Origin of the sequence: Acinetobacter sp. 1294596, from assembly GCF_000582925.1 — a bacterium.
GTDB classification, from domain to species: Bacteria; Pseudomonadota; Gammaproteobacteria; order Pseudomonadales; family Moraxellaceae; genus Acinetobacter; species Acinetobacter radioresistens.
The window spans coordinates 86,771-111,614 of sequence record NZ_JFCC01000003.1; the positions used below are offsets into that span (position 1 = coordinate 86,771).

Sequence of the window (24,844 nt, forward strand, 5' to 3'; positions counted from 1 at the left end):
GATAAAAAACCTCCAGATTTACTGGAGGTCATATTTACTACCCATAATTTCAAACACAGCTTTATTTTGGCCGTGCCACATCGCCTCTAAGCGATTCTGGCAATTCCAATAAGGTTAATCCAAGCGTATCAAGTGCTACCGGTTTAGCAACTACTAATGCCTTATAGCCATCTTCAACAGCGATACTATTAACCACTTCTACATCATCATGCAGTAGAGTCGCCGGAGCAGGGGCAGTACCTGAGCCTTGTACCAAATGTAGCCAGTGCTTCGGTTTTGCCTTGAACCATAGCCGAGCGACGATTTCCTGACCCAGATAACACCCCTTGTCATAATGCACACCACCACGCTGATGCAGGCGTAGTTCCTGAGGCTGGAATTCATGCTCGGTTAAGCTGGTGATCCAGGCCTGGCCCTGTTCAATTGCCTGTAATTGCCAGGCATTTAAATCCGTATCTTCACTACTAAATCTGGTGAGAGCATTATCCATGCTTGGAAAAACGGCACCAATATCTTCAAATGCCATTTTAGAGAATGCACCATATTTGCGGATATGCTTGGCAAATTCTTCAGACTGGTCCTGAGTTACCACAATACTGAAATTTTCAGCATCCTGCCGACTTAACCATAAGCCAAAATGAATACGGCCTTTTAAGTCACAAATAGCAGTATAACGGTAGTTACTGTCCAGCCGCTCTACATCTGCCGTGACTTGGCCCTGCAAGAATTTTTGTGCATCAACACCTTTTAAGCTAAAACAGAGAAAAGCCAAACTAGTCATGTTATCAGTCTCAATCTTGCAATTTAATACTAAAGAATGAGTTGTATTTTCCCTGATTTTTAATAAAAAAGCAGCTTTTTGCTAGAAAAGCCCATTTAAAGGTAACTAAATATTTCAAAAACCAGTATTTTTATATATAGGTATTTGAAATATATAAGATTTGGGAAATGGGTTTTGAACAGCGTACAATGCCAATGCACGGAAAGTGAAATCAACACAAAAAGATGAAATAAAGCAAAAAGATGCAGAGGCAAGTACGTATGAATAACCAATACCGCAAAACGTTGCCAGATACCCAGCTTGAATACTTTGATGTGCGTCAGGCCGTCGAAGATATTCAGCCAGGCGCTTATGACCAGCTTCCCTATACTTCCAAAGTACTTGCTGAACAACTGGTGCGCCGCTGTGAACCAGAAATATTAACCGAATCTTTACAGCAACTGATTGAGCGCCTCCAGACTCGTGACTTTCCATGGTATCCGGCACGTGTGGTTTGTCATGACATTTTAGGCCAGACTGCCTTGGTTGATCTGGCAGGCCTGCGTGATGCAATTGCTGAACAGGGCGGTGATCCGGCCAAAGTTAATCCGGTGGTACCGACCCAGCTGATTGTTGATCATTCGCTGGCTGTAGAATATGGCGGTTTTGACCCGGATGCTTTTGAAAAAAATCGCGCTATTGAAGACCGCCGTAATGAAGACCGGTTTCATTTTATTAACTGGACTAAAACTGCATTTAAAAATGTTGATGTCATTCCTGCTGGAAATGGCATTATGCACCAGATTAACCTTGAAAAAATGTCACCAGTGGTTCAGGTCAGAGATGGTGTTGCATTTCCAGATACCTGCGTCGGAACAGATTCGCATACCCCCCATACCGATGCGCTGGGCGTAATTTCGATTGGGGTGGGTGGCCTGGAAGCTGAAAACGTGATGCTTGGCCGTGCCTCATGGATGCGTCTGCCGGATATCATTGGTGTAGAGCTGGTTGGACAGCGTCAGCCTGGCATTACTGCGACTGATATTGTGCTGGCTTTAACTGAATTTCTGCGTAAGGAGCGTGTAGTAGGTGCCTATCTGGAGTTTTTTGGGGAAGGTGCTGATAGCATGTCAGTCGGTGACCGTGCCACGATTTCCAATATGACACCGGAATATGGCGCCACTGCAGCAATGTTCTATATTGACCAGAATACTATCGACTATTTGCGCCTCACAGGTCGTGAACCGGAGCAGGTACAACTGGTTGAGCAGTATGCCAAACAGATCGGGCTCTGGGCCGAGCAGATGAAAGAAGCGGTTTATCCAAAAGTATTACGTTTTGATCTGTCTCAGGTAACCCGTAACATCGCCGGTCCATCTAATCCGCATGCGCGTGTTTCTACCAGTGACTTAAAAGCAAAAGGAATTGCCGGGGTAGTTGAACAGCGTGATGACGGTTTAATGCCGGATGGGGCAGTTATTATTGCTGCCATTACCTCATGCACCAACACGTCGAACCCACGAAATACAGTAGCTGCTGGTTTGCTGGCACGTAAAGCCAATGAGTTAGGTCTAACCCGTAAGCCTTGGGTGAAATCTTCATTTGCCCCCGGCTCAAAGGCGGCAGCATTATATCTTGAAGAAGCAGGGGTGCTTGAAGATCTGGAAAAACTCGGTTTTGGTATCGTAGCTTATGCCTGTACCACCTGTAACGGTATGTCAGGCGCGTTAGATCCGGCTATCCAGCAGGAAATTATTGACCGTGACCTGTATGCCACAGCTGTACTTTCTGGTAACCGTAACTTCGATGGCCGGATTCATCCTTATGCTAAACAGGCATTTCTGGCTTCACCGCCATTAGTCATTGCCTATGCAATTGCCGGGACTATCCGCTTTGATATTGAAAATGATGTGCTGGGTCATGATCAGGCAGGAAACCCGATTTATTTAAAAGATATATGGCCTTCTGATGAGGAAATTGATGAACTGGTAGCACGTAGTGTAAAACCAGAGCAGTTTCAGCAGGTTTATATCCCTATGTTCAATCTGGACCGATCCGAGCAGGCAATAAGTCCGCTATATGACTGGCGGCCACAAAGTACTTATATTCGCCGTCCACCATATTGGGAAGGAGCATTGGCAGCACCGCGTACTCTTGCAAATATGCGTCCTTTAGCAATCCTTGGCGATAACATCACTACCGATCATTTATCTCCATCAAATGCGATTGTGCGTGATTCGGCAGCGGGTGAATACTTGGCAAAAATGGGTGTACCTGAGGAAGATTTTAACTCTTATGCAACGCATCGTGGTGATCACCTGACTGCACAGCGTGCCACCCTGGCGAATCCGAAGCTGTATAACGAAATGGTAGTGCGTTCTGACGGTACGATCAAGCAGGGTTCAAAAGCACGTGTAGAGCCTGAAGGCGAAGTGATGCGTATGTGGGAAGCGATTGAAACCTACATGAACCGCAAGCAGCCGCTCATCATTATTGCCGGTAAGGATTATGGTCAGGGTTCAAGTCGTGACTGGGCTGCCAAAGGTGTACGTCTGGCGGGAGTTGAAGCAATTGTGGCTGAAGGTTTTGAGCGTATTCACCGTACTAATCTGGTGGGTATGGGGGTGTTGCCACTTGAGTTTAAACCGGGTACAGACCGTAAAACATTAAAACTGGATGGTACGGAGCTGTATAGCGTAATTGGTAATATTGCGCCACGTTCGACTTTAACTCTGGTGATTGAGCGTGCCACAGAAGATGGTAAGGAGCAGATCATTGAAGTGCCTGTGACCTGCCGTTTAGATACAGAAGAAGAAGTTTCTGTGTATGAAGCGGGTGGGGTATTACAGCGCTTTGCTCAGGATTTCTTGGAAGGGAATGTGGCTTGATGACTTATTCTGAAAGTATTTGATTTTTTTTGTGAAAGGACCCTACATTTATGTGGGGTTTTTAAATTTGAGGACATGATGAAACCAGAACTGCATGATGAGTTATTAAAAGCTATTAAGGAACTAAAACAATTAACTTCAACAATTAGTTTAGAATCTTTAATAAACTTTATAAGTATGAGACAGTTTGAGTTTAATCATGGAAAATCCACGACACTTAGTTCACCCTTTCAACAAGGTACTTACTTATTAGGTTTAGCTGCATCACAGGAAGAACCGACAAATCCTACTGAATTTAATGATCATTTAGATAAAAAAATTAGTAAACTATTAAATCGAATTTTTAGTTTTTATACCCTTAATTATTTTGATGTAGACAAAAATAATGAAAATGATAAACAAACTAAGTTAGTGGTAATGTCTGCTTTTATCCATTATTTTTTTACAAGTAAAACATTAAATTCTCATCAGATTAAAGAATGGATATTCTTTTGGTTCAAAGATTATTCAACAATTTTGCAAGAAAATTATAAGTTTTCGGTTGAAGATTTACTTAGTTTTTCGACTCTTTTAGAAGATGAAATACAGAATAATTTTGATGAGAGAAAAAAAGAAATTCAATTATTAGATTTATATCGCCAACGTTTTTTAGAGAAATGTGATGAGGATATCGCTAATTTCCCATTGGAAATGCAAAGAATAAAAGACGATAGCGAACTACAGGGAAAAATGAAGAATTTTTTTGACAATAGTTTAAAAGTTTTTTCTGTTCCTATTTCTAAAATTTCAGATAAATTCGAAAGTGAAAAATTAGATAATATCTTAAATGTGTTTTCATTAAAAAGAGGTGACGCAGAAGAAATAATATATCTTACTGATAAAAATCCCATCCAGTTTAAATCTCTATTTATTGATAAAGATAGAATTTATTATGTCGCTAATAATTCATTTTTCATTGCAATCATTAATTTTTTAGAAAATTTTTTATACAAAGAAGTAAAAAGCGCTCAAAAAAATATTCAAAATCGAGATAAAAAGCTAGAGTCAAAGACTACCGAATTATTTAAAAGATTATGTAGCAGTAATGCTGAGTTTTATGAAAGCGCCTTTCAGAATGCAAATTCTACAAATGAGCATGACTTAGTCATTTATGATAATGGTGTGCTATTAATTGTTGAGGCTAAAGCATCTCCGCCAAAAGAGCCAATGCGTGATGCAGAAAAAGCTTTTATCAAAATTAGAGATCATTTTAAAAGTAGTGCAGGTTTACAGAAAGCATTTGATCAGGCTAATAGTTTAAAAAATCGAGTGTTAGACGATCAAAAACTAACTTTATTTACTAAAAAGGGAAAACTTTTAATTGAAATCCCTTTGGTGGAAATTAAAGTTATTCATACTATTTGTGTGACAAGGGATGATTTTGGAGCTCTTGGTTGCAATTTGAATTATTTATTGGATAAACAAGAGGGTGAATCGTATCCTTGGGTTATTGATATTGCAAATCTCGATAGTATTGTTCAGGCATGGGATCATTTAGAGTTAAATTATTCTGATTTTTATGAGTTTTTATCACAAAGAAATCAGTTGCATAATAAAGTAATAAGCATGGATGAGTTGGAATATGTGGGAGCTTATTTAAAATATCAAGGAGGCTTAAAAGGTTTTATTTCAGCTAAAGCAGACTATATACCTCTAACAATGAAGAATGCTGATATTTTTGATGAAATTTATTTTAAAACATTAGCAGATAAAAAATATGAGTTAAAGAAAATTTCTTTAGATTTACAACGTTTAAAAAGAGAGGATTTATTTGGGCATGAAGTTAAAGAGCATAGAAAGAAAGTAAATAGAAAGCCAAAGTCTAAAATTCAAAAAAAATCGAGAAAAGTAAATAGAAAGTGAAATTTCTTGAAATCATTTCTTGCAAAAATGACACCATCATTTTTCAAAATAACCAATAGACTTTCATCACAACAGGGTTATACTGCTTAGACCATTTTCTAAACACTCATGGAGAACAAAGATGGTAACAGCTGGCTCAAAACCGGGAACAGGTTTCTATTTTTGTGTTCAATGCGGGCATCGCGTTTACTTAGAAATTGGTACAGACCGTTTACCCCCGTGTACCAAATGCTACGGCACCCAATATAACGATAAGGTGGCTTAAGCAATAAATAAAACAGATACCCCTGTTTTTTAGAAAAGCCCTATTACTCCATAGGGCTTTTTGCTTTTTAAACACTCCTGTATTTTACAGAAAGTTGAGTTCATACTGTAATAAGCTACTACCTTAGAAGTATCATTCTGATGATTCCTTATATTTTTATAGTCTTCATGGTTGTCACATTTCCAACATTAATATGGGCTGAAAATAAAAGTTCTGAAGAAATCCGGCTGAAAGAAGACAGTAGTCGCTACAAATCTTATATTCCGAGAAGTTACAGACTCACTGAAGTTATAACAGGAGATTTGAATAAAGACCGGAAAACAGATGTGGTGCTGATAGTTAAGGCAACTGATCTTGCAAAATGGGTAAATGATAAGTATCAGGGAAAGCTGGACCGAAATCGTCGTGGCATAATTGTGCTTGTAAATGAAAATGGTCAATATAAAAAGATCATACAGAATCTGTCATGCTTCTCGTCGGAGTATGAGGATGGGGGCGTGTATTATGCGCCGGAATTACTATTATCTGTCGAACAAGGATTGCTGAATGTGCATTATGCCCATGGCCGTTATGGTTACTTGCGCTACCGCTTTCAACTAAAAGAATATGATCTGCAATTGGTGGGCTATGACAATTCAGATAATTTCGGTCCTTATATTAATAGTCAAACCAGTATTAACTACTTAACTCAGCGGAAATTAGTAAGAGAAAATATAAATAAGAACCGGGATGATGATACACCAAAATTTAAAGAAACTTGGTATAAGATGAATCAGGCACCTGTGTATTTATCTAAAATTAAAGATTTTGATCATTTAAATTAATTAAAATAAGCAGACTGAACTACAAAAAAGGACATAAGGGTGAATGATAAAAACGAATTACATAAATGTCTGATTTGTAAAAGAAATTTTAATGAAAAGAGTCTGATTCTTTTAGATGCGGTACGGCAAGATATTACACAGGAAATAGCAAAAGATTTTCCAGCATGGTCTGTTCATGATTATATTTGTCAGGTTGATTTAACCCATTATCGTATGCAGTACGTGCAAGGGTTATTAAAGTCTGAACAGGGGGAAGTTTCTAGTCTTCAGTATGAAGTTATTCAAAGCCTGCAAGAACATGAGCTTATTACAAAAGACACAGAATCAGAATTTGACCAGAACTGGACACTGGGTGAACGGCTGGCCGATAAAATAGCAACTTTTGGTGGTAGCTGGGCATTTCTGATCTGCTTTACACTTTTTCTGGCAGGCTGGATATTAGTCAATACCGTTATAATGATAAACCGTCCGGCAGATCCTTATCCATTTATCTTGCTAAACCTGATTTTATCGTGTCTGGCTGCAGTGCAGGCGCCTATTATTATGATGAGTCAGAACCGGCAGGAAGCCAAAGACCGGTTACGTTCGCAAAATGATTATCAGGTCAACCTGAAAGCAGAGCTTGAAATCCGGCATTTACATGAAAAGCTTGATCATCTGCTGATGCACCAGTGGGACCGGTTAGCTAAAATTCAGGAAATTCAGCTAGATCTATTAACTGAGCTCAACAAAAGAAACTTAAAGTAATAAAATTATTTAATGATCAGATGAAGATAGAGTTAGAAGTTTTCTGACTTTAAAAGAAAATAATTCTGTAAAAATAAACTTTACTGCAATAAAAATATTAAAAAATGAGAGATAAAAGAAAAAATCCTTAAAATTTTACTTTTAGTAGAAAATTTTTCTAAAAAATATAAAAATTAACTGAACTTCGAAAATTAATTCCGTCCAGCATTAGTTAAAGTAGATCTCAAGGTGTAGTAGGGATCGAAAAGAGTAGCATGCTGTGAGCGGCGCAAAACGCGAGTGCAGTACTTACCCAAAAGGTCTCGATTCGGCTTAGGACGCTATAAACCAGAAGTTTATAGGCTATAAGATCATCACTTACAAAGTTATGATAGTTGAAGTAAACCGTAAAGTTTTCCCTGACACCTGAAATATTCTGTTATTACAATAAATCTTTAGATAGTAGAACTATCAAAATAATACTTTCAAAAATATAAAGCTGCCCTTTCAGTTTGAATTCCAGACCAGAAAATCAACTGATTAACCTGTTATAAATCAAGAATTGACAGCTGTATAATCCCTTGTTATTTTTCGGGCTAATTCATTCTTCATATAACCGCATGGCTTTGAATCAACCCTTTATCTATGCACCGCCGCAACAGCCATTATCTATTATATATGAAGATGATGATTTAATTATTATAGATAAACCAGCAGGATTACTTTCTGTACCCGGACGTCTGCCTGAGCATCAGGACAGCGCATATCTACGTCTGTTAGAAAAATATCCGCATGCTAAGATCACCCATCGGCTGGATATGGCAACTTCAGGTATCCTGATGTTTGCCAAACATCGTGATGCAGAAGTCGCGATCAGCAAAATGTTTCAGGCACGTACCGTAACCAAGCGTTATGTTGCGCTGATACAGGGCCAGCTTAATGATCAGGGCAGTATTGATGTGCCATTAATTACCGATTGGGAAAACCGCCCGCGGCAAATCGTACATTTTGAACTGGGAAAATCGGCTAAAACCTTATTTCAGGTACTTCAATATCATGAGGAGCATGACATGACCCGGGTATTACTGACACCTATAACTGGTCGTTCGCACCAGTTAAGAGTACATATGCAATATATTGGACATCCTATTATGGGAGATAAGCTATATCACCCTGAACCTGGTGGTTTTTACTTAAAGCGAATGGCATTGCATGCCAGTTACCTGGCTTTCCAGCAACCGCTAAGCAAAGATTTGATTGAAATTAATATGGCTATCCCGTTTTAATCACAGGTGATCTTTAGACTGGTATATTAGCTATATAAATTAATTTAAATATAAAACAGGTGGTTCTTAAACCAGGTGCAGGGTTATAAACTTTATATTTAAAATCATCATGAATTAATTAGAAACAGAATTAAGCTGGTCATGTGAAATTAAAATAGATTAATCTTTGTGCTGATATTGAATAATGATGATTTATTTATAATGACCACAAGCATAACAAGGATAATCTCATGACTCGTGACTATCAGCAATTTCCTGACGATGAAAATGGCGATGTACTTTGGCAAATGTATGAAGACGGCAATGACTTGAGTGACCTGCATGAGGTCGAATTTTCTATTGTTTTTAAAACTCAGGAACTGGCAGAAAAGTGCGCGCTACATTTACTGCAGCAGGAACAAAAAGTTTCCATGTTTCAGGAAGACGAGCAGACTGACGGGGCAAACTTATGGATAGTAAATATTCATATTAATATGATTCCTGAACATGAAGATATTGTGGACCTAGAAGAATGGTTTACTAAAATTGCTGGAGAATTCGACGGTGAATATGATGGTTGGGGCTGCATGTCTTATATCTATGAAGATGAAGAAGAAAGCCCTAATATTTCATCCTGATAAAATTTTGATCTGACCTCAAGATTGTAAATAAAAGTATTTTGTTTCTGATATTAAGTACGCTATTTTGGCCGATAAATTTTCTAGATTTAATCGGTCATGATTCGTACTTTATTTTTAAGCCTGCTGTTGGCTAGCCCTTTGACTTATGCAGCCAACTGGAGCTGCAAAAATCATGATTTCGAAATCTATTGTGGTGCGCGTGGCTGTGAAATAAATCAGGAAAATTTTACGCCGATGTATATCCAGCTGCAGCAAGCTGGTGAGTTAAAGGTTTGTGCCTATAGCGCTTGTTGGTCAGGACAAGCAAAAATTTTATATGACCGGCAGCATCTTTTAGCCTCAGCGAATGAATTGGCAATGCATGGACAAAAAGATATTGCAGCCAATTTTATTCTGGCGATAAATGAAAATAACCAGACTGGATTTATTCAGGGTGAGGGTTTCGCAATGCCGGTACAATGTGAGCCTGAAAAATAATTATAAGTATCTTTTATCATGGGAAGCCTAATTTTATGGCAGCTGAACTTATTAGCCATTATTTAAATACATGAAGTATTCAGGTTGCTTTTGAGCGTTTGCCCGTTGATCAAAATTATACAAAGCGGTAGGGCTGAAAGATTAAACTAATACAACGTAAATTAAAAAATCAGTTGCTCGCCTTGCAGGATAGAATAGGGCGACTGTGTTAAGAGACAGGTGGGCCTGATCTTGGAACCATATAAAGATGTTAGCGGTAAATCCCATATTGAATTTTATTATATTGGCTCGGACTATATCATGGTGCAGTTTAAAGGATCAGCCAAACAATATGTCTATACCTATATTAGTGCGGGCGAACATCATATCGAAAAGATGAAGCAGCTTGCAGTCAGTGGTAAAGGACTCACAGCTTATATTAATCAGCATGTGCGTGATGCCTTTGCTACTATAATGTATGCTCAATAAAAAGTAAGATTAACTAAGGCACAGAGATTTTAAGATAAAAAACTGAATAGCTGAAAGAAGACTAAAACTGAAACCAATGATGCAATAAATAAACATCACCAGTTTAGATGAAATGGTATAAAGGTTATATGAAAATTCTGAAAGTATTCAGTGGATTATTGGTATTATTGATTGCCGGTTGGTGGTTTGCATCACCTTATTGGGTACTTTATCAGGTTAAGCAGGCAGTTGAGGAGAATCAGCTTGGCAAGCTTTCATCTTATATCGATTATCCGGCTGTGCGGCAAAGCTTAAAAAGTCAGCTAAGCCAATACTTAGAGCAAAAAATGGGTTTTGAGCAACGCTCTAATCCGTTTGAGCAATTTGGTGCGCAGCTTACAACAGACTTGACTAACTACCTGGTAGAAACTTTGGTTAATCCATATGGTGTCGCACTGTTACTACAAGGGAAGGAGTTCTCAGAAGCAATCCGGCTCACCCGGTATGAAGGCTCTTCAGTTGTTTATCATCTGCCTGAACCTAAAAAAGCTGCTGCCTCATTCTTATCTGGGGCATCTGTTGCTTCAGCATCTTCTTCACAAACAGCTTTAAATTACAAGGCTGGGTATTTGAGCATGAACAGGTTTAGAGTTCAGGTACCTACAGCTAATAGGTATACCAGCTTTATCTTGAGTCGTAGTGGGTGGAGCTGGAAAATTACGGCCATTGAACTGCCTCAGTAAATAAAAAAATTTAAAAAACTATAATTATTTCTTTTTATTTACAATTTCAAACTAGGCATCTGGGCAGATGCAATTCAATATCAGGGACAATAAAATAAGTACAGGAAGCCAATATGAAAACAGTATTTGGTCTCGGCGCTATTTTAATGTGGCCCACATTATGTCTGGCTGGTGCCTCTGCCAGTTTGGCCTTTGAATATAAAGACTGGTCACTCGCCTGTGAAAATACAGGTACCTGTCGTGCTGCCGGTTATCAGACTGAAGAAAACATCTCTCATCCGGTATCAGTTTTGTTGACACGTAAGGCTGGGCCAGATACCGCAGTGCTGGCTCAGGTCCAGATTAGTCATGAAGACGAGAAATTTCTGGAACAGATTAAAGGTACTCCTCATCTTAGTTTATATATTAATGGTCGCCCCCTAGGCAGTATTATACTAAAAAGAGACAATGCGCGTGGTACGCTCTCTAAACAGCAGACTCAGCATCTTTTAACCGCCTTGAAGGGCAGTAGCCAGATTGTCTTCAGTTTGGGTAAGGAGCAGTGGCAACTATCTGATCAGGGTGCAACCGCAGTATTACTTAAAATGGATGCCTTTCAGAACCGGGTAGATACTGCATCTGCTCTGATTCGTTCTGGAAATGTTAGCCAAGATAAAGTAATCAAGGCCCAGTCTATGCCAGTACTTACTAAAACCTACCGGCCGGGCACAGCACGATATTTCGCCTTAAATAGCCCGCAAGCCAAGGCACTAATTACTAAATTTAAAAAAACAGCAGACCGGGAAGGCTGTCCAATTTTATTTGAAGCAAATTATCTTGATCATGACCAGATAACGGTCTATACATTAGACAGGCAGAATGTTGTAGTTGAAAGTCCGTGCTGGCGTGGTGCCTATAATGCCGGTTCAGGTTACTGGGTGATGGACCCTCAACTTAAACAGGTCAAGCATCTGGCAACTACACAGGGTTCAAGTTTTAGTGAGGGTGAAATTTTTGCCCATCATAAAGGACGTGGCTTGGGGGACTGCTGGAGCCGGCAGGAGTGGGTCTGGACCAGTAACGGTTTTGTAGAAAGTTACAATGCAACCACTGGTCAATGCAAAGGTTTTGCAGGTGGAGCCTGGCAGTTACCTACTTTTGTTTCACAAGTTAAGTAAGTGGTATGGCCAGTCTGTCATATTTTAATTTTACGGACTGGCAACTGTATTGTGATCTTTTCATTAATCTCGTCAATTTTTTTCAGACGTTTGATTTCATTCCACAGCATTTTTGCTTCTGGATAATGTTTTGACATCATGCCTAACCACTGTTTATAACGGCCAACCATACCGATTTCAGTTTTGGATGGACCATTGATAAAGCGTATCTGTAAATCTAACAGGTCTTGCCAGCAAAGCAGAGGTTCATCTGAGTTATTGCGGATGCATTGAGTTAAATCGGGGGTGGTAACTGCACCACGTCCAATCATCAAATCTTCACAGCCAGATTCTAGCTGGCATTGACGTGCATCAGTGTTGTTCCAGATTTCGCCATTGGCAATTACATTAATCTTTAGGGCTTCACGAATGGGTTGCAGCTGGTCCCAGAACGCAGGCGGAGTATAACCATCAGCTTTGGTACGGGCATGAACTGTCACCCAAGATGCGCCTGCGTCTTCAATAGCATGCGCATTGTCCAGCATAAAGTTACGGTCCATATAGCCTAAGCGTATTTTAGCTGAAACTGGAATATGGGCCGGGACTGCATCACGTACAGCTCTTACCAGCTCGTATACAACCTCTGGTTCATCCAGTAGTACAGAACCACCACGATGGCGGTTTACAGTTTTTGCAGGGCAGCCAAAATTCATATCGATTGCGGGAGCACCCAGTGTAGCAGCGCGTACTGCATTTGCCGCCAGCATTTCAGGATTATTGCCTAAAAACTGGACATGAACCGGAGTACCTGCGGCTGTTTTACCTTCAGCTTTTAATTCAGGACAATAACTGTAATAGATATGGTCGGGCAGAACAGAGTCCGTAACACGAATAAACTCGGTCACACACCAGTCAAAGCTCCCCACATGTGTGAGTACATCCCGCATAATCGGATCAGTTAAGCCTTCCATAGGCGCAAGAACAAGTTTCACAGTGTCTTACCTGGACAATGAAAAAACAGCGTTATACGCATTTTTAAGTGGGATGTCCAGAATCGAGATAAAATAAGTTTTAATAGAATTAAACTAAGTTATGAGGATCAATTAATCTACCAAACTACTTTGTATTTTAACTATTGTAATAGATAGCAACAGGATAGGCTTTGCATTGTACAAGGTTTTATTCAAACTCAGGCAGGATGGGTTCCCATGGAAAACCGACAGTTTAAGGACTACTTTTCAAAAGACTCAAGACTGTATGCATTGTACCGGCCGAACTACCCCCATATATTAGCCAAAATGTTGGCCGAGCTTGCTCCATCTTGTGCACGTGCATTGGATTGTGGCTGCGGTACAGGCCAACTTTCGGTCTTGCTTGCCGAGTATTTTGATGAGGTAGTCGCGACAGATGCCAGTACAGAGCAGATTGCCAAGGCTCAGCCACATCAACGGATAAACTATAAAACTGCCTTAGCAGATAATAGTGGACTACCCGGAGAAAGTGTAGATCTGATCACGGTCGCGCAAGCCGCGCACTGGTTTAAACTGGAAAGTTTTTATGAAGAGGTGAGACGGGTTGCACGTCCAGATGCCATAATCGCTCTGATAAGTTATGGTGTGTTACATGTAGACGGAGAGGTAAATGCACCTATTCAACATTTTTACTACGACACCATCATGCCTTATTGGCCTTCTGAACGGCGCCATGTAGAAGATGAATACCAGAACTTGGCTTTTCCATTTCAACCAGTTGAAACACCTGCTCTGACCATGCACATGATGTGGAATCTGGAACAGCTTCTCGGGTATATCAGTACGTGGTCTGTATTAAAACAGGCCAGACAGAGCTTGGGTATTGATCCCTTAAAGTCACTTCGAGCCGAATTAGTGGCAATGTGGGGCAACCCTCAACAGACCAAACTGGTTAAATGGCCATTAGCCTTGCGTATTGGTCGTGTACATCCAGTATTAAAATAAGAAGCTGGCGTAAAACTGAGATTCAAGAAATACTCAATTTTATTTAACGGCCTAATATCATTTCTAAAATAAATTTACTGCCAATGAAGCCAATAGCCAGCAAAAGAAAACCGACTAATGTAAAGCGAATCGCCTTTTGACCACGCCAGCCGAATTTGTAATGCCCAAGTAAAAGGGCACCATAAATAAACCAAGAAATGATACTAAAAGCCGTTTTATGAGCCAGATGCTGGGCGAAGAAGTTATCAACAGTAAAGAAACCCAGACCTAAGGCAATCGTAAGTAAAATAAAGCCGGTAATAATCAGGTCAAATAGCAGGGATTCCATTGCCTGAACAGAAGGCAATAAATTCACCCAAATCCGGCGTTTCTGTTTGTTTTTAAGTTCACGGTTCTGGAACCAGAGCAGCACCGCATGAATAGTTGCCATCAGCAGAACCGCGTATGCAGATAATGATAAGATTATGTGCAGGTCTAAACCTAAATCCCGCTGCTCAATAATCTGGGTCGGACGGCTAAAAGCGAATCCCATGACCAGACCGGTTGCCGCTACAGGTATGCCTAACAGGTTTAAGGCCAATACCGGCCGGTAAGTACTAAAAAGCAGGCTCAACAGCAGCATCAGTCCTGAGGTGAAAGACATCAGGTTGAAAACATCATAATTAATGCCCGCTGGTGTAAGCATATCGCTATACAATACTGCTGCATGCAGAAAAAGTCCTAAGCCCAGCATAACGCCGATGAGCCCATGGTTTGGTTGATGTTTAGACATTAAATTAACAAACAAATACCAGAATGATGTGGTATAAGCGATTAATGCTAAGATCGTAAAAACCAAGGGGAGACTGAGCATGTCAAACCTTTTCTCGGACTATGAATATTGAAGTTATAAGATATAAATTCTACGCGAACTACAGTATCCTATAGCATTCTATGCATAAATTTTCTATTTTTAGGAAAGATTTTTTGCAACTGGCCATTTTAAGCGGATTTTGCAATGTTTGATACCTTAACAGAACGACTCACGCAGAGTTTAAGAAATGTTACTGGCTCAGGGCAACTGACCGAAGACAATATTAAAGATACGTTACGCGAAGTACGTATGGCGCTTCTTGAAGCCGATGTTGCGTTACCTGTAACTCGTGAATTTATTGCGAAAGTTAAGGAACAGGCATTGGGTCAGGAAGTTATGAGCCAACTTTCTCCTGGGCAGGCTTTTGTCAAGATCGTCTATGACGAACTGACCAAAATGATGGGAGAGGCTAATGAAAGTCTTGACTTAGCTGCAAAGCCTCCAGTTATAGTACTACTTGCAGGTTTGCAGGGCGCCGGTAAAACCACAACTGCTGCAAAACTGGCTCGCTTTTTAAAAGAACGTCAAAAGAAAAAAGTAGCAATGGTTTCTGCCGATATTTACCGCCCGGCAGCCATTAAACAGCTTCAGACCGTTGCGAATGAAGTCGGTGCGGAATTCATTGAGTCAAGTGCTGATGAAGATCCGATTGTTATTGCGAATCGTGCCATAGAACAGGCCAAGATCAAGTTTGCTGATGTGCTGATTGTCGATACTGCAGGCCGTCTGCATATTGATGATGACATGATGGGCGAAATTAAAGCACTCCATGCCGCCATTCAACCAACTGAAACCCTGTTCGTGGTAGATGCCATGACTGGTCAGGATGCTGCAAATACTGCCAAGGCGTTTAATGATGCCTTGCCTTTGACTGGCGTGATCCTGACCAAAACTGATGGTGATGCGCGCGGTGGTGCGGCATTGTCAGTGCGTGCTATTACCGGCAAGCCAATCAAATTTCTGGGGATGGGTGAGAAACTTGATGCCCTGGAACCTTTCCATCCGGAACGTGTTGCACAGCGTATTCTGGGTATGGGTGATGTTCTGTCACTGGTCGAAGAAGTTGAACGCAAGATCGACAAAGAAAAAGCCGAAAAAATGGCGAAGAAACTGCAAAAAGGTGGCAGTTTTAACTTTGAAGATATGCTGATGCAATTCGAACAGATGAGCAAAATGGGCGGCATGATGGGTTTTCTGGACAAGTTGCCAGGTATGAGCAACTCAGGAATTCAGCAGGCGCTAGAGCAGGCTAATCCTGAAAAGCAGGTCAAGAAAATGGAAGCTATCATTCAGTCTATGACTGTAAAAGAGCGCCGTAATCCTGATCTGATTAACCCGAGCCGTAAAAAACGTATTGCTGCTGGTTGTGGTATGGATGTTGCTGAAGTCAATAAACTGATTAAACAGCATGCTCAGATGGCAAAAATGATGAAAAAGTTCTCCAATCCCGCAGGTATGAGCAAGATGATGCGTTCACTTGGCAATCTGCAAAAACAGTTTGGTGGCGGTGGTGGCGCAGGCCCGCTTTTTGGCGGAAACGACCCGCAGAAAAAACCTTAACCGTATTTAAAAACAGAGCGCACTAAGCGCTCTTTTTTATTTTCAAGCTTAAGAATTTATATATTTTAAAGTTAAGAAAACCCAACATTTGCTTACCCGAATCAGTCATAGTTTACGGCACACTCAAGGCATTCATCGTCAAAAGTGAGAAGAAAAATGACACAGGTTATTGTAGTTCATGGTTATACCGCTGGCCCTGAACAGAACTGGTTTCCCTGGATTCAACAATATGCCAAACAGCAAAATGTCAGTTTGCAGGTACTACGTCTGGACCCTTCAACAACTCCTAAACTGGAAGACTGGGATCAGCAAATGGCTGAGCAAATTAAAGAGATTAATGAAAACAGTATCTTTATTGGTCACAGTCTGGGCTGTATTGCCACCTTGCATTACTTATCACATCAATTAAAGAACCAGAAGATCAAACAATTGGTACTGGTGGCAGGCTTTAACGGTCGTTTAGGGCGTCTTGAAGAGGTTGACCCTTTTATTGATGCCTGCAAAATTGACCTGGAACTATTAAAGCAGCAGATAGAGCATCGGGTTGTGATCTATTCAGAGGGTGATGACCGTGTACCACCAAAATTTAGCTTGGAACAGGCTAAAAGCCTGGATGCTGAAGTTATCCAGGCTAAGCATCAAGGGCACTTTATTGACTCTGAAGGCTGTACCGAGCTGCCGGAGGTGTGGCAGGCGATTGAACCTTATGTGCTGACTGAATAATAATGAATATAACGTTGTAGCCCCTTGAGCAGTAAATCAGTTTCAACTTCAGGTTGATACTGCTCAAGGAAGCGGGCAAACAGTGGTGCATCGCCTCCAGTTAGAATTAACTGGCGGGGGGACTGTAGCAAGACATGCTTGATAGTACTGAGGAGGCCTAATAATATTCCATGGTGTACTGCATCGAGTGTATTACGGCCAGGGCTCAAGTCATCAAAAGCTGCTTCAGGAATACGAATTCCTTTAGTGTGCTGAATCAATGCATCACGTTGCAGATAGAGGTTCGGCAAAATATATCCACCTAAATGCTGATGACCGTGGGTCAGATCAATAGTCAGTGCTGTTCCACAGCTAATGATACATAAGTCCTGTTTTGGCCGGGCTACGGCAAGAACCTGCAGCCAGCGGTCAATACCGAGCTGCGTGACATCATAGGCACATTCAAGGCCAGCATATTCAGCATGAACTTTGGCAAAAGTTACAGGAATATTCAGGAACCTTAAAATTTTATAAATACGGTCATTATTTTTTTTATCCTGAACCGAGGATACGCCAACCCGGGATAAATCTAAACTTTTAAAGTGCTGAATCAGACCTAACAGCAAGTCAGACGGTGACTGTAAATGCAACTCGGCTGCATGTTCAATCACCTGTTGATCTTCAGTAATCCAGTATTTCAGGCGTGTATTGCCAATATCTAACCATAACTCTCTCATAGCACAACCCTGATTTTTTACTGCTGACGGCGTAAGCGGCCCTGATAAAAAGTATGGCTTTCATCAGCGATTTGTAACGTAACTGCGCCATCATTTTGAATTCCGATGAATTTTCCTTCAGCAATACCTTGATGATGCTCGAAGTAAACCATATCGTTTAAAAAAGCGGCATGATGATTAAAGCGGTTTGCCAGCTGATGGCTACCATGACTAAACCATTCTCCTGCCTGCTGGATGGCATGGTAAAGTTCGGCGATAAGTTGCATTAAATCTGTTTGAGCCAAACCCAGCTGTGTCAATGAAGTTACCGACTGGTCGAGTACATCATGTATCTGGTAAATGTTGATCCCTACGCCAATAATAGCCTGCTGTGCAGTAATCGGTTCCACCAGAATGCCGCCCCATTTTCCTTGATGGCTGTAAAGATCGTTTGGCCACTTGACCTGAAGTTTAAGTGGTTGTAAAGAAGGGCATTGCAAGATGTTCAGGGCTATTTCAAGAGCCAGCCGGCCGTCTATTGCTGTTCCTGTCTGTAGCAATGTGCTTAAATAAATGTTTCCTTCAGGCGATACCCAAGGCCTCTGATGCTGGCCACGCCCTTGAGTTTGTCTGGCACTACAGACCAGTGCAGACTTTATTCCTTTCTGTGCAATTTCACGGACATCATCATTGGTTGAGGTGGTCTCTGCTTTAAGTACTACTGCCTCAGGGTAATGGTGTGTTTGCGCCAGGAGTTGCTGGAGCCGGCGGGAATCTAAATCCATATTGAAATAAAGAGAAATGAGAAATTAATGATGGAGTTAATCATATATTTGCTGATTGGTGCAATTGCATGTTTTGCTGCCGGTCTGTTTGGAGTAGGCGGTGGCCTGATTATTGTTCCTATTCTTTATATCGTTTTTACCCAGTTAAATTCTGATCCGAATGTGCTGATGCATATGGCGGTTGGTACTTCTCTAGCCACCATCATTGTTACTTCAATCAGTTCGGTAATGGCACATCATAAACGCGGTGCCGTATTATGGGCAGTGTTTAAAAACTTGGCTCCTGGCTTGGTTCTTGGTTCTTTTCTGGGAGCGGGTGTGGCAGATCTGCTGTCTGGACAGCATCTGCAGCTGGCTATTGGGCTGTTTGCCATATGGGTTGCATACAAGATGTTCAGGGGCGCACATGTTCAGGTAAATCCGGACCGCACATTACCTTCTGCACCGGTACAAATGCTGGCCGGAGGAGGTATTGGTATAGCTTCTGCCATTTTTGGCATTGGTGGAGGCAGTCTGACAGTGCCTTATTTAAACCGGCATGGTGTGATCATGCAAAAGGCTGTAGCTACCTCTGCGGCCTGTGGCTTACCAATTGCCATTGCAGGGGCCTTGGGCTTTATCTGGTTTGGACGCCAAGCAAATGTAGAAGTGCCAAATGCGATTGGCTATGTTCATATCTATGCATTTATTGGTATCAGTACAATGAGTTTCATTACGGCCAAGCTGGGTGCCAGAGTCGCCCATATGCTTTCTGCCGCTATGCTCAAAAAGTGCTTTGCCGGACTGTTGAGTGTCGTAGGTGTATATTTTATCTATCAGGCAGTCAGTATTTATTTCTAAAGCTTTCTCTTTCATGATGTGAGAATTGACCTAAAATACCTGAAAATTGTCCGACAATGACATAGTTTTAAAGTTTAAAGCTGTCAACAATTCATTTACCAATAAAAAACTGCATTCAGTGCAGTTTATATAAATAAAAGTAGGTGAGTCATGACAGTTAAAGCAACAGACAGTCTCTCTGAACAAATTGCTAAAAGCATTGCTGAACAGATTATCAGCGGAGAACTGGTTGAGGGTGAACGGATACAGGAATTGAGAATTGCCAAGGAGCTGGATGTCAGCCGTGGGTCAGTCCGTGAAGCACTGCTTTTATTAGAGCGTACTCATCTGATTGAGATTTATCCGCGTCGGGGGGCAATTGTAGCTGAAATGTCGCCTCAACAGGTTCGGGCACTATTTGATACCAGTTGCTTGCTGCTCGGGCAGGTGGTCCAGCAGATCAGTCAGGGCTGGCGTGGTACAGATGCCCAAATTCTACAGCAACTTCTGGTTTATTTGCAGGAGCAGGTAAAACATGGCCATACAGAAAAATTTTATGATCAGATTTTCGAATATCTGATGGAGCAGCAAGGATTAGTTGTCAATCTCTATTTAATGAAATTTCTGAATGAGCTGTTACCTTCTTTGAGACGTAGTTATTTTCTGACCTTAAATACTTCACGTCGTGAGCTGCAGGAGTCATTTGAACTGTTTAAATTAGTGATTGATGCTATTTTGAACCGAAATTCACAACAAGCCACTTTATTTATGGAAGATTTTTGTCGACACTTGCGCAACCTTGTGTTGGAATCGCTGACACGAATGAAACAGATCGAATTAGCTTGGGCCCGTCGCTCGCATCGCTAATCAGGACACTATGCGTTTAAGCAGTTTAAAACTTTCCGGCTTCAAATCGTTTGCCGATTCAACCACCTTGAATTTCAGAGATAGCCGCAGTGCAGTGGTAGGCCCAAATGGCTGTGGCAAATCTAATGTGATTGACGCTATCCGCTGGGTAATGGGCGAGTCTAGTGCTCGTCAGCTGCGAGGTGGCAGCATGCAGGATGTTATTTTTACCGGTACAGCAAAACGAAAACCTGTGGGTATGGCCAGTGTCGAGCTCCGCTTTGACAATACCTATGGAAAACTGGGCGGCGCCTACAATGCATATAACGAACTGGCTGTACGTCGACAGGTTAACCGTGAAGGCAAGTCTGAATATTTTCTTAATGGTACGCGCTGCCGCCGCCGCGATATAACTGATATCTTTTTGGGAACCGGTTTGGGCCCACGTTCCTATGCCATTATTGAACAGGGCATGATTAACCGGCTGGTAGATGCCAAACCTGATGAAATGCGGGTTTTCATTGAGGAGGCCGCCGGTATTTCACGTTATCAGGCCCGTCGCCGAGAAACGCTGCTACATCTTGAACATACCACTCAAAACCTATCCCGTCTGGAAGATATTGCGCTAGAGCTTAAAAGTCAGCTAAAAAGTTTAAAAAAACAGGCCGAAACTGCAGTTCAGTACAAGGAACTGGAAAACCGGATTCGTACCCTTAAAATCGAAATTCTCTCTGTGCAATGTGAACGAAGCCAGCATTTGCAGCAGGAATATACCTTGCAGATGAATGAACTGAGAGAGTCTTTTAAACTGGTGCGTTCTGAGCTACATACTCTAGAGCATAATCTGACCTCGACCAGCGAGCTGTTTCAGCGGTTATTGCAGCAATCTGCCCCTTTACAGAGTGAGTGGCAGCAAGCTGAAAAAAAAATGGCTGAACTCAAAATGACGCTGGAACAGAAGCAGTCACTATTTCAGCAAAACACCACGATGCTTAACCAGCTTGAGCAGCAGAAAGTTCAGACTAAAGAACGGCTGAAGTTGATTGAGCTTCAGCTGGAAAATCTGTATCAGCAACAGGAACAGCTGGATGAGCAGACACAGCAACAGGAACAGCAGCACCAAGGTCGGACTCAGGATATACAACTTTTAAAAGCCCAGCAGCAACAGGTAGGGCAACAGTTTGAGCAGCTCAAACAACAGGTCGAAAAACAGCAACAGCAGAAAATGCAGATGTTGGCGCAGACCGAGCAGCTCTTAAAAAATATTGGTCGGATTGAACAGCAACGTGAAACCTTACATACCCAGATTGCCCAGCTTCAACAGCAGTATGAATCAGATGAGCTTAAACAGCGACATACTGAAAAACAGCAGTTGCAACAGCAGATTGAAGTTTTAGAACTGCAGATTAATACAAGAAAGCAGAAAATTATCGGGCTTGAATCAGTCTATACACAAAAGAGCAGTAAACTGGGAGAGCTGAAATCATCAATTCAGATACTATATTCTGAACAGAAAAACCTGAAACAGTTGATGACTCAATATGGCCCGGTAATCCAGAAAGACCAGGTACAGTTAGTACAAATACTTAAACTGAACAAGCAGGCCAAACCATATGCAAGCCTCATTGAAAAGTTTCTGTCTAAATGGCTGACTGCACATGTGCTAGAGACCGGGCAAAGCTTCAGCGAGAACATTTCAAGACAACTTAAAGGCCATTCAGATGAACTCATTCAACTGGACCACTTACCCTGTTTAGCCAACTGGATTGAAACACCACATTATTCTTTATGGACTCAGGTTGCGGTCGCTACAACTTTATCTGAAGCGCTATCTTTAAAGGATAAACTGCATACTGGTCAGTCCATCCTGACACTCGATGGTTATCATGTAGGTGCAGATTGGGTCATTGCACTTTATTATGATGATGACAGCCAAGCCGGACAAGGTATGTTAAGCCACCGTATCCGTCTGGAAGAAATCGAAGCATTATTAATGCAGTCTGGTGAGCAGCTGGAACAGCAAGAAGCTCAGCTGTTAACGGTCAAGCAGCAAGTCCAGACCGAGCAGCATCAACAGCAATTACAGCTGGATCTGCTTAAGCAGCAGCAAACAATATTACAGCAGCTTAATATCAGCATTGCTAAAATACAAAGTACCGCACAGGCACTGAAATTACAGCAGCAGCAATTACATATCCAGCTGCAACAGTTTGATCTTCAGCTGCAAGAAGATGCCATGCAAAAGGATGATCTGGAAATTGATCTGCATGCCCTAGATTTAAAGCTTGAGCAGATACTGCCAAACTATAAAGCCCAGCAGTTCCAGTTTGAAGAATTGACTGAGCAGCTGGAAAGTACCCAGCAAAATCTGCAAAATGCCCAACAGGAGCTGGATTTAATACGCCGGCAGGCAATACAAACCAAGCAACAGATTGAATTGCTGGAAAAAGATGCTTCATTTTTGAAAGTCCAGTATCAGCAGATTATAACGCAAATAGAGCAGTCTAAAAAATTTGTTGACCCTATTCAGCTGGAGTTACCTAATCTGGAGTCGCAATTTTCACAGCAGCAGCAACTTACTGAAAATTTAGAAAAAAGCTGGCATAAATGGCAAGTTGAACTGAATCAGGTTCAGGAAAAACAACAGCAACTGACGGAACAGCGTCATCGTTTTCAGCAGCAGGATGAGTCTTTGCGTACCGAGCTGGAAGAAAAGCGTCTAGCCTGGCAGGCGGCCAAATCAGACTTTTTGCATTATGCTGAACAGCTTAAAGAATTAAATAGCGAGCCGGTTTTAGGGCTAAAGATTGATTTGTCTGGTCATCAGCAGCAGCTTGAAAAAATACAGCAAAAATTTGAAAAAATTGGTGCAGTAAATCTGGCTGCTTCACAGGAATATGATGAGGTAAGCCAGCGTTTTGAAGAGCTGAGTCATCAGATGCGGGACTTGGAAAATACTGTAGAGCAGCTAAAAAATGCCATGAAGAGTATCGATCAGGAAACCCGCAAGCTGTTTATGAGTACTTTTGATCAGGTAAATGCCGAGCTACAGGTACTATTTCCTAAAGTCTTTAATGGCGGTGAGGCCAGTCTGAGCTTGGAAGATGACTGGCAATCTGGTATTAAATTAATGGCACGGCCACCTGGGAAACGTAACAGTTCTCTGGCTTTATTGTCAGGTGGAGAGAAAGCACTGACTGCACTGGCCTTGGTATTTGCAATTTTCAGGCTAAATCCGGCTCCGTTTTGTGTACTGGATGAAGTTGATGCACCTTTAGATGATGCCAATGTTCAGCGGTTTTGTAATTTGGTAAAAGAGCTTTCTGAACAGGTACAATTCATTTACATTACACATAATAAAATTGCAATGACCATGGCAACAGACTTACTCGGTGTAACCATGCCTGAGCCAGGAACATCAAAATTAGTCACAGTCAATTTAGAACAAGCAAAAGAATACGGTTTAGTCACGGAGGCATAAGTATGGAAGTCACTACCCTGATAGGGATTATTGTTGCTGTTATTATTATTCTGGTCGGGCTGCGTATGATGCTGAAAAAGCCAAATACGGCACCCTCACTCGAATCTGAACTTTATATAGACCCGCAAAGCAACAAGCCGGTGATTCCCCGTCATGTCCGTGACCAGCTACAGGCCAGCGAGAGTGCAGCTACGCCAACAGTGCGTAAAGAACCACAGCTTGATCAGAGCTCGGCCACTCAACAGTCTGTACCAATAGCCGGACAACATTCTAACCAAGCTTCAGAACCTGAAGTATCTGCTTCTCAGTCTGTCTCTACAGATAAGGCTGAAACTCGGGCTCAGCCAGAAGCACCTGCAGAAGCTATTGCTTTGAGTGAAACTCAGGCGCAAGTAAAGAAAGTAGAAAAGACAACTTCAGAATCAACTGAAGTGGCTGATGGGTCTGAGCCAAAAGAGCCGGAATTTAGCTTGAATCCTACTATTGAAACTGCCGAAATTGCCGAGTTTGATGGTGAAAGTAATATCCTTGATGTACATTTACATGAACAGCAGCGCTGTGATGATGAAAGTGCTCTAGCAACTGCGCAGCAGATTATTGCACTGAATGTTTATCCGAATCCGCGCCGTGCTTTATCAGGTGATAAAGCCCTGAAGGTACTGTTAAAATATGGTTTGCGTTATGGTGAGATGTCCTGCTTCCACCGCTATGAAAAAACAGAAGAACAAAGTCCACTGATGTTCTCTGTACTGCGTATTACTGATGAAGGTCCAGCAGGTTTTGACCTTGAAAGTCTGTCTACCGAGCAAGTACAGGGTTTGGCTTTCTTTCTGGCATTGCCAAATCCGAATGCTATTACCGGTTTTGATATGATGACCAGTATTGCCGGCCTGATTGCGCGGGAAATTGATGGTAAAGTATATGATGAACAGAATCTTGAGTTTACGCCACAGCTTAAAGAGCACTGGCGTCATCAAGTGATTGATTACCGGCCGGATCATGTCAGTGTCTGATCCGGCATTTAATTAAAAA

The 24,844-nt window shown here is 41.5% G+C and carries 23 protein-coding genes; 18 read left to right on the forward strand and 5 right to left on the reverse strand.

Going from position 1 to position 24,844, the window contains the following annotated elements:
* Positions 1-61: 61 nt before the first annotated feature.
* Positions 62-781, reverse strand: coding sequence for a CAF17-like 4Fe-4S cluster assembly/insertion protein YgfZ (ygfZ, locus tag J502_RS02560; RefSeq protein WP_005406851.1), 720 nt, complete (start codon positions 779-781; stop codon positions 62-64).
* A 260-nt stretch (positions 782-1,041) separates the two neighbouring features.
* Here ygfZ and acnD point away from each other — a divergent pair, with 260 nt between their 5' ends.
* The 11 genes from acnD (at position 1,042) to J502_RS02610 (ending at position 12,095) form a co-directional block, all read left to right on the forward strand.
* Complete coding sequence (gene acnD, locus J502_RS02565) at positions 1,042-3,648, forward strand: Fe/S-dependent 2-methylisocitrate dehydratase AcnD (protein WP_005406611.1); 2,607 nt, start codon at positions 1,042-1,044, stop codon at positions 3,646-3,648.
* Positions 3,649-3,723: 75 nt separating this feature from the next.
* Positions 3,724-5,550: a hypothetical protein gene (locus tag J502_RS02570; protein WP_046206316.1), complete on the forward strand. Its 1,827-nt coding sequence runs from the start codon at positions 3,724-3,726 to the stop codon at positions 5,548-5,550.
* 82 nt (positions 5,551-5,632) lie between these two features.
* Entirely contained in the window at positions 5,633-5,815 is a 183-nt protein-coding gene (locus J502_RS17060) for a zinc ribbon-containing protein (protein WP_227499300.1), read from the forward strand.
* 140 nt (positions 5,816-5,955) lie between these two features.
* On the forward strand, positions 5,956-6,639 hold the full coding sequence (locus J502_RS02575) for a hypothetical protein (protein ID WP_005406532.1): 684 nt from the start codon (positions 5,956-5,958) through the stop codon (positions 6,637-6,639).
* 39 nt (positions 6,640-6,678) lie between these two features.
* Entirely contained in the window at positions 6,679-7,386 is a 708-nt protein-coding gene (locus J502_RS02580) for a DUF1003 domain-containing protein (RefSeq protein WP_005406765.1), read from the forward strand.
* A 599-nt stretch (positions 7,387-7,985) separates the two neighbouring features.
* A complete protein-coding gene (locus tag J502_RS02585) occupies positions 7,986-8,651 on the forward strand; it encodes an RluA family pseudouridine synthase (protein ID WP_005406687.1) in 666 nt (221 codons plus the stop codon).
* A gap of 230 nt (positions 8,652-8,881) precedes the next feature.
* Positions 8,882-9,268: a ribonuclease E inhibitor RraB gene (locus J502_RS02590; protein WP_005018810.1), complete on the forward strand. Its 387-nt coding sequence runs from the start codon at positions 8,882-8,884 to the stop codon at positions 9,266-9,268.
* A gap of 99 nt (positions 9,269-9,367) precedes the next feature.
* Positions 9,368-9,748 (forward strand): hypothetical protein, encoded by a 381-nt coding sequence (locus J502_RS02595; RefSeq protein ID WP_005406595.1) that lies wholly within the window; start codon positions 9,368-9,370, stop codon positions 9,746-9,748.
* A gap of 231 nt (positions 9,749-9,979) precedes the next feature.
* Positions 9,980-10,216, forward strand: coding sequence for a hypothetical protein (locus J502_RS02600; protein WP_034429002.1), 237 nt, complete (start codon positions 9,980-9,982; stop codon positions 10,214-10,216).
* 128 nt (positions 10,217-10,344) lie between these two features.
* Entirely contained in the window at positions 10,345-10,938 is a 594-nt protein-coding gene (locus J502_RS02605; RefSeq protein ID WP_005406657.1) for a DUF2939 domain-containing protein, read from the forward strand.
* 113 nt (positions 10,939-11,051) lie between these two features.
* The gene (locus tag J502_RS02610; RefSeq protein ID WP_034683020.1) at positions 11,052-12,095 is read left to right on the forward strand and encodes a DUF1176 domain-containing protein; all 1,044 of its coding nucleotides are present in this window, start codon (positions 11,052-11,054) and stop codon (positions 12,093-12,095) included.
* A gap of 17 nt (positions 12,096-12,112) precedes the next feature.
* Here J502_RS02610 and J502_RS02615 read toward each other — a convergent pair whose 3' ends face one another.
* On the reverse strand, positions 12,113-13,066 hold the full coding sequence (locus tag J502_RS02615) for a tRNA-dihydrouridine synthase (RefSeq protein ID WP_005406543.1): 954 nt from the start codon (positions 13,064-13,066) through the stop codon (positions 12,113-12,115).
* Between the two features lie 216 nt (positions 13,067-13,282).
* Between J502_RS02615 and J502_RS02620 the strand changes: the two genes are divergently transcribed.
* Positions 13,283-14,050, forward strand: a complete 768-nt coding sequence (locus tag J502_RS02620; RefSeq protein ID WP_005406721.1) for a class I SAM-dependent methyltransferase — start codon at positions 13,283-13,285, stop codon at positions 14,048-14,050.
* A 43-nt stretch (positions 14,051-14,093) separates the two neighbouring features.
* On the opposite strand, the gene J502_RS02625 is transcribed toward J502_RS02620, so the two are convergent.
* Positions 14,094-14,903 (reverse strand): cytochrome C assembly family protein, encoded by an 810-nt coding sequence (locus J502_RS02625; RefSeq protein WP_005018823.1) that lies wholly within the window; start codon positions 14,901-14,903, stop codon positions 14,094-14,096.
* 144 nt (positions 14,904-15,047) lie between these two features.
* Here J502_RS02625 and ffh point away from each other — a divergent pair, with 144 nt between their 5' ends.
* Positions 15,048-16,463 carry a signal recognition particle protein gene (gene ffh / locus J502_RS02630; RefSeq protein WP_005018824.1) on the forward strand — a complete coding sequence of 472 codons (1,416 nt, stop codon included), beginning with the start codon at positions 15,048-15,050 and terminating at the stop codon, positions 16,461-16,463.
* Between the two features lie 156 nt (positions 16,464-16,619).
* Entirely contained in the window at positions 16,620-17,186 is a 567-nt protein-coding gene (locus tag J502_RS02635; protein WP_005406582.1) for an RBBP9/YdeN family alpha/beta hydrolase, read from the forward strand.
* Here the strand turns inward: J502_RS02635 and J502_RS02640 are convergent.
* Complete coding sequence (locus J502_RS02640; RefSeq protein ID WP_005018826.1) at positions 17,168-17,902, reverse strand: type III pantothenate kinase; 735 nt, start codon at positions 17,900-17,902, stop codon at positions 17,168-17,170. The genes J502_RS02635 and J502_RS02640 overlap by 19 nt on opposite strands.
* A 17-nt stretch (positions 17,903-17,919) precedes the next feature.
* Positions 17,920-18,666, reverse strand: coding sequence for a biotin--[acetyl-CoA-carboxylase] ligase (locus tag J502_RS02645; RefSeq protein ID WP_005018828.1), 747 nt, complete (start codon positions 18,664-18,666; stop codon positions 17,920-17,922).
* A 30-nt stretch (positions 18,667-18,696) separates the two neighbouring features.
* On the opposite strand from J502_RS02645, the gene J502_RS02650 reads away from it, so the two are divergent.
* The 4 genes from J502_RS02650 (at position 18,697) to J502_RS02665 (ending at position 24,825) form a co-directional block, all read left to right on the forward strand.
* The gene (locus tag J502_RS02650; RefSeq protein WP_034683035.1) at positions 18,697-19,506 is read left to right on the forward strand and encodes a sulfite exporter TauE/SafE family protein; all 810 of its coding nucleotides are present in this window, start codon (positions 18,697-18,699) and stop codon (positions 19,504-19,506) included.
* A gap of 150 nt (positions 19,507-19,656) precedes the next feature.
* Positions 19,657-20,352, forward strand: coding sequence for a GntR family transcriptional regulator (locus J502_RS02655; protein ID WP_005406842.1), 696 nt, complete (start codon positions 19,657-19,659; stop codon positions 20,350-20,352).
* 10 nt (positions 20,353-20,362) lie between these two features.
* Positions 20,363-23,812 carry a chromosome segregation protein SMC gene (gene smc / locus J502_RS02660; RefSeq protein ID WP_005406695.1) on the forward strand — a complete coding sequence of 1,150 codons (3,450 nt, stop codon included), beginning with the start codon at positions 20,363-20,365 and terminating at the stop codon, positions 23,810-23,812.
* Between the two features lie 2 nt (positions 23,813-23,814).
* Positions 23,815-24,825 carry a cell division protein ZipA C-terminal FtsZ-binding domain-containing protein gene (locus J502_RS02665; protein ID WP_005406659.1) on the forward strand — a complete coding sequence of 337 codons (1,011 nt, stop codon included), beginning with the start codon at positions 23,815-23,817 and terminating at the stop codon, positions 24,823-24,825.
* Positions 24,826-24,844: the final 19 nt, after the last annotated feature.

What these genes read in the sequence shown, in the direction of transcription:
- ygfZ (WP_005406851.1), bottom strand. Translation starts at nt 781, where the DNA reads ATGACTAGTTTGGCTTTTCTCTGTTTTAGCTTAAAAGGTGTTGATGCA.
- acnD (WP_005406611.1), top strand. Translation starts at nt 1,042, where the DNA reads ATGAATAACCAATACCGCAAAACGTTGCCAGATACCCAGCTTGAATAC.
- J502_RS02570 (WP_046206316.1), top strand. Translation starts at nt 3,724, where the DNA reads ATGATGAAACCAGAACTGCATGATGAGTTATTAAAAGCTATTAAGGAA.
- J502_RS02575 (WP_005406532.1), top strand. Translation starts at nt 5,956, where the DNA reads ATGATTCCTTATATTTTTATAGTCTTCATGGTTGTCACATTTCCAACA.
- J502_RS02585 (WP_005406687.1), top strand. Translation starts at nt 7,986, where the DNA reads ATGGCTTTGAATCAACCCTTTATCTATGCACCGCCGCAACAGCCATTA.
- J502_RS02590 (WP_005018810.1), top strand. Translation starts at nt 8,882, where the DNA reads ATGACTCGTGACTATCAGCAATTTCCTGACGATGAAAATGGCGATGTA.
- J502_RS02595 (WP_005406595.1), top strand. Translation starts at nt 9,368, where the DNA reads ATGATTCGTACTTTATTTTTAAGCCTGCTGTTGGCTAGCCCTTTGACT.
- J502_RS02605 (WP_005406657.1), top strand. Translation starts at nt 10,345, where the DNA reads ATGAAAATTCTGAAAGTATTCAGTGGATTATTGGTATTATTGATTGCC.
- J502_RS02610 (WP_034683020.1), top strand. Translation starts at nt 11,052, where the DNA reads ATGAAAACAGTATTTGGTCTCGGCGCTATTTTAATGTGGCCCACATTA.
- J502_RS02620 (WP_005406721.1), top strand. Translation starts at nt 13,283, where the DNA reads ATGGAAAACCGACAGTTTAAGGACTACTTTTCAAAAGACTCAAGACTG.
- J502_RS02625 (WP_005018823.1), bottom strand. Translation starts at nt 14,903, where the DNA reads ATGCTCAGTCTCCCCTTGGTTTTTACGATCTTAGCATTAATCGCTTAT.
- ffh (WP_005018824.1), top strand. Translation starts at nt 15,048, where the DNA reads ATGTTTGATACCTTAACAGAACGACTCACGCAGAGTTTAAGAAATGTT.
- J502_RS02635 (WP_005406582.1), top strand. Translation starts at nt 16,620, where the DNA reads ATGACACAGGTTATTGTAGTTCATGGTTATACCGCTGGCCCTGAACAG.
- J502_RS02640 (WP_005018826.1), bottom strand. Translation starts at nt 17,902, where the DNA reads ATGAGAGAGTTATGGTTAGATATTGGCAATACACGCCTGAAATACTGG.
- J502_RS02645 (WP_005018828.1), bottom strand. Translation starts at nt 18,666, where the DNA reads ATGGATTTAGATTCCCGCCGGCTCCAGCAACTCCTGGCGCAAACACAC.
- J502_RS02650 (WP_034683035.1), top strand. Translation starts at nt 18,697, where the DNA reads ATGGAGTTAATCATATATTTGCTGATTGGTGCAATTGCATGTTTTGCT.
- J502_RS02655 (WP_005406842.1), top strand. Translation starts at nt 19,657, where the DNA reads ATGACAGTTAAAGCAACAGACAGTCTCTCTGAACAAATTGCTAAAAGC.
- smc (WP_005406695.1), top strand. Translation starts at nt 20,363, where the DNA reads ATGCGTTTAAGCAGTTTAAAACTTTCCGGCTTCAAATCGTTTGCCGAT.
- J502_RS02665 (WP_005406659.1), top strand. Translation starts at nt 23,815, where the DNA reads ATGGAAGTCACTACCCTGATAGGGATTATTGTTGCTGTTATTATTATT.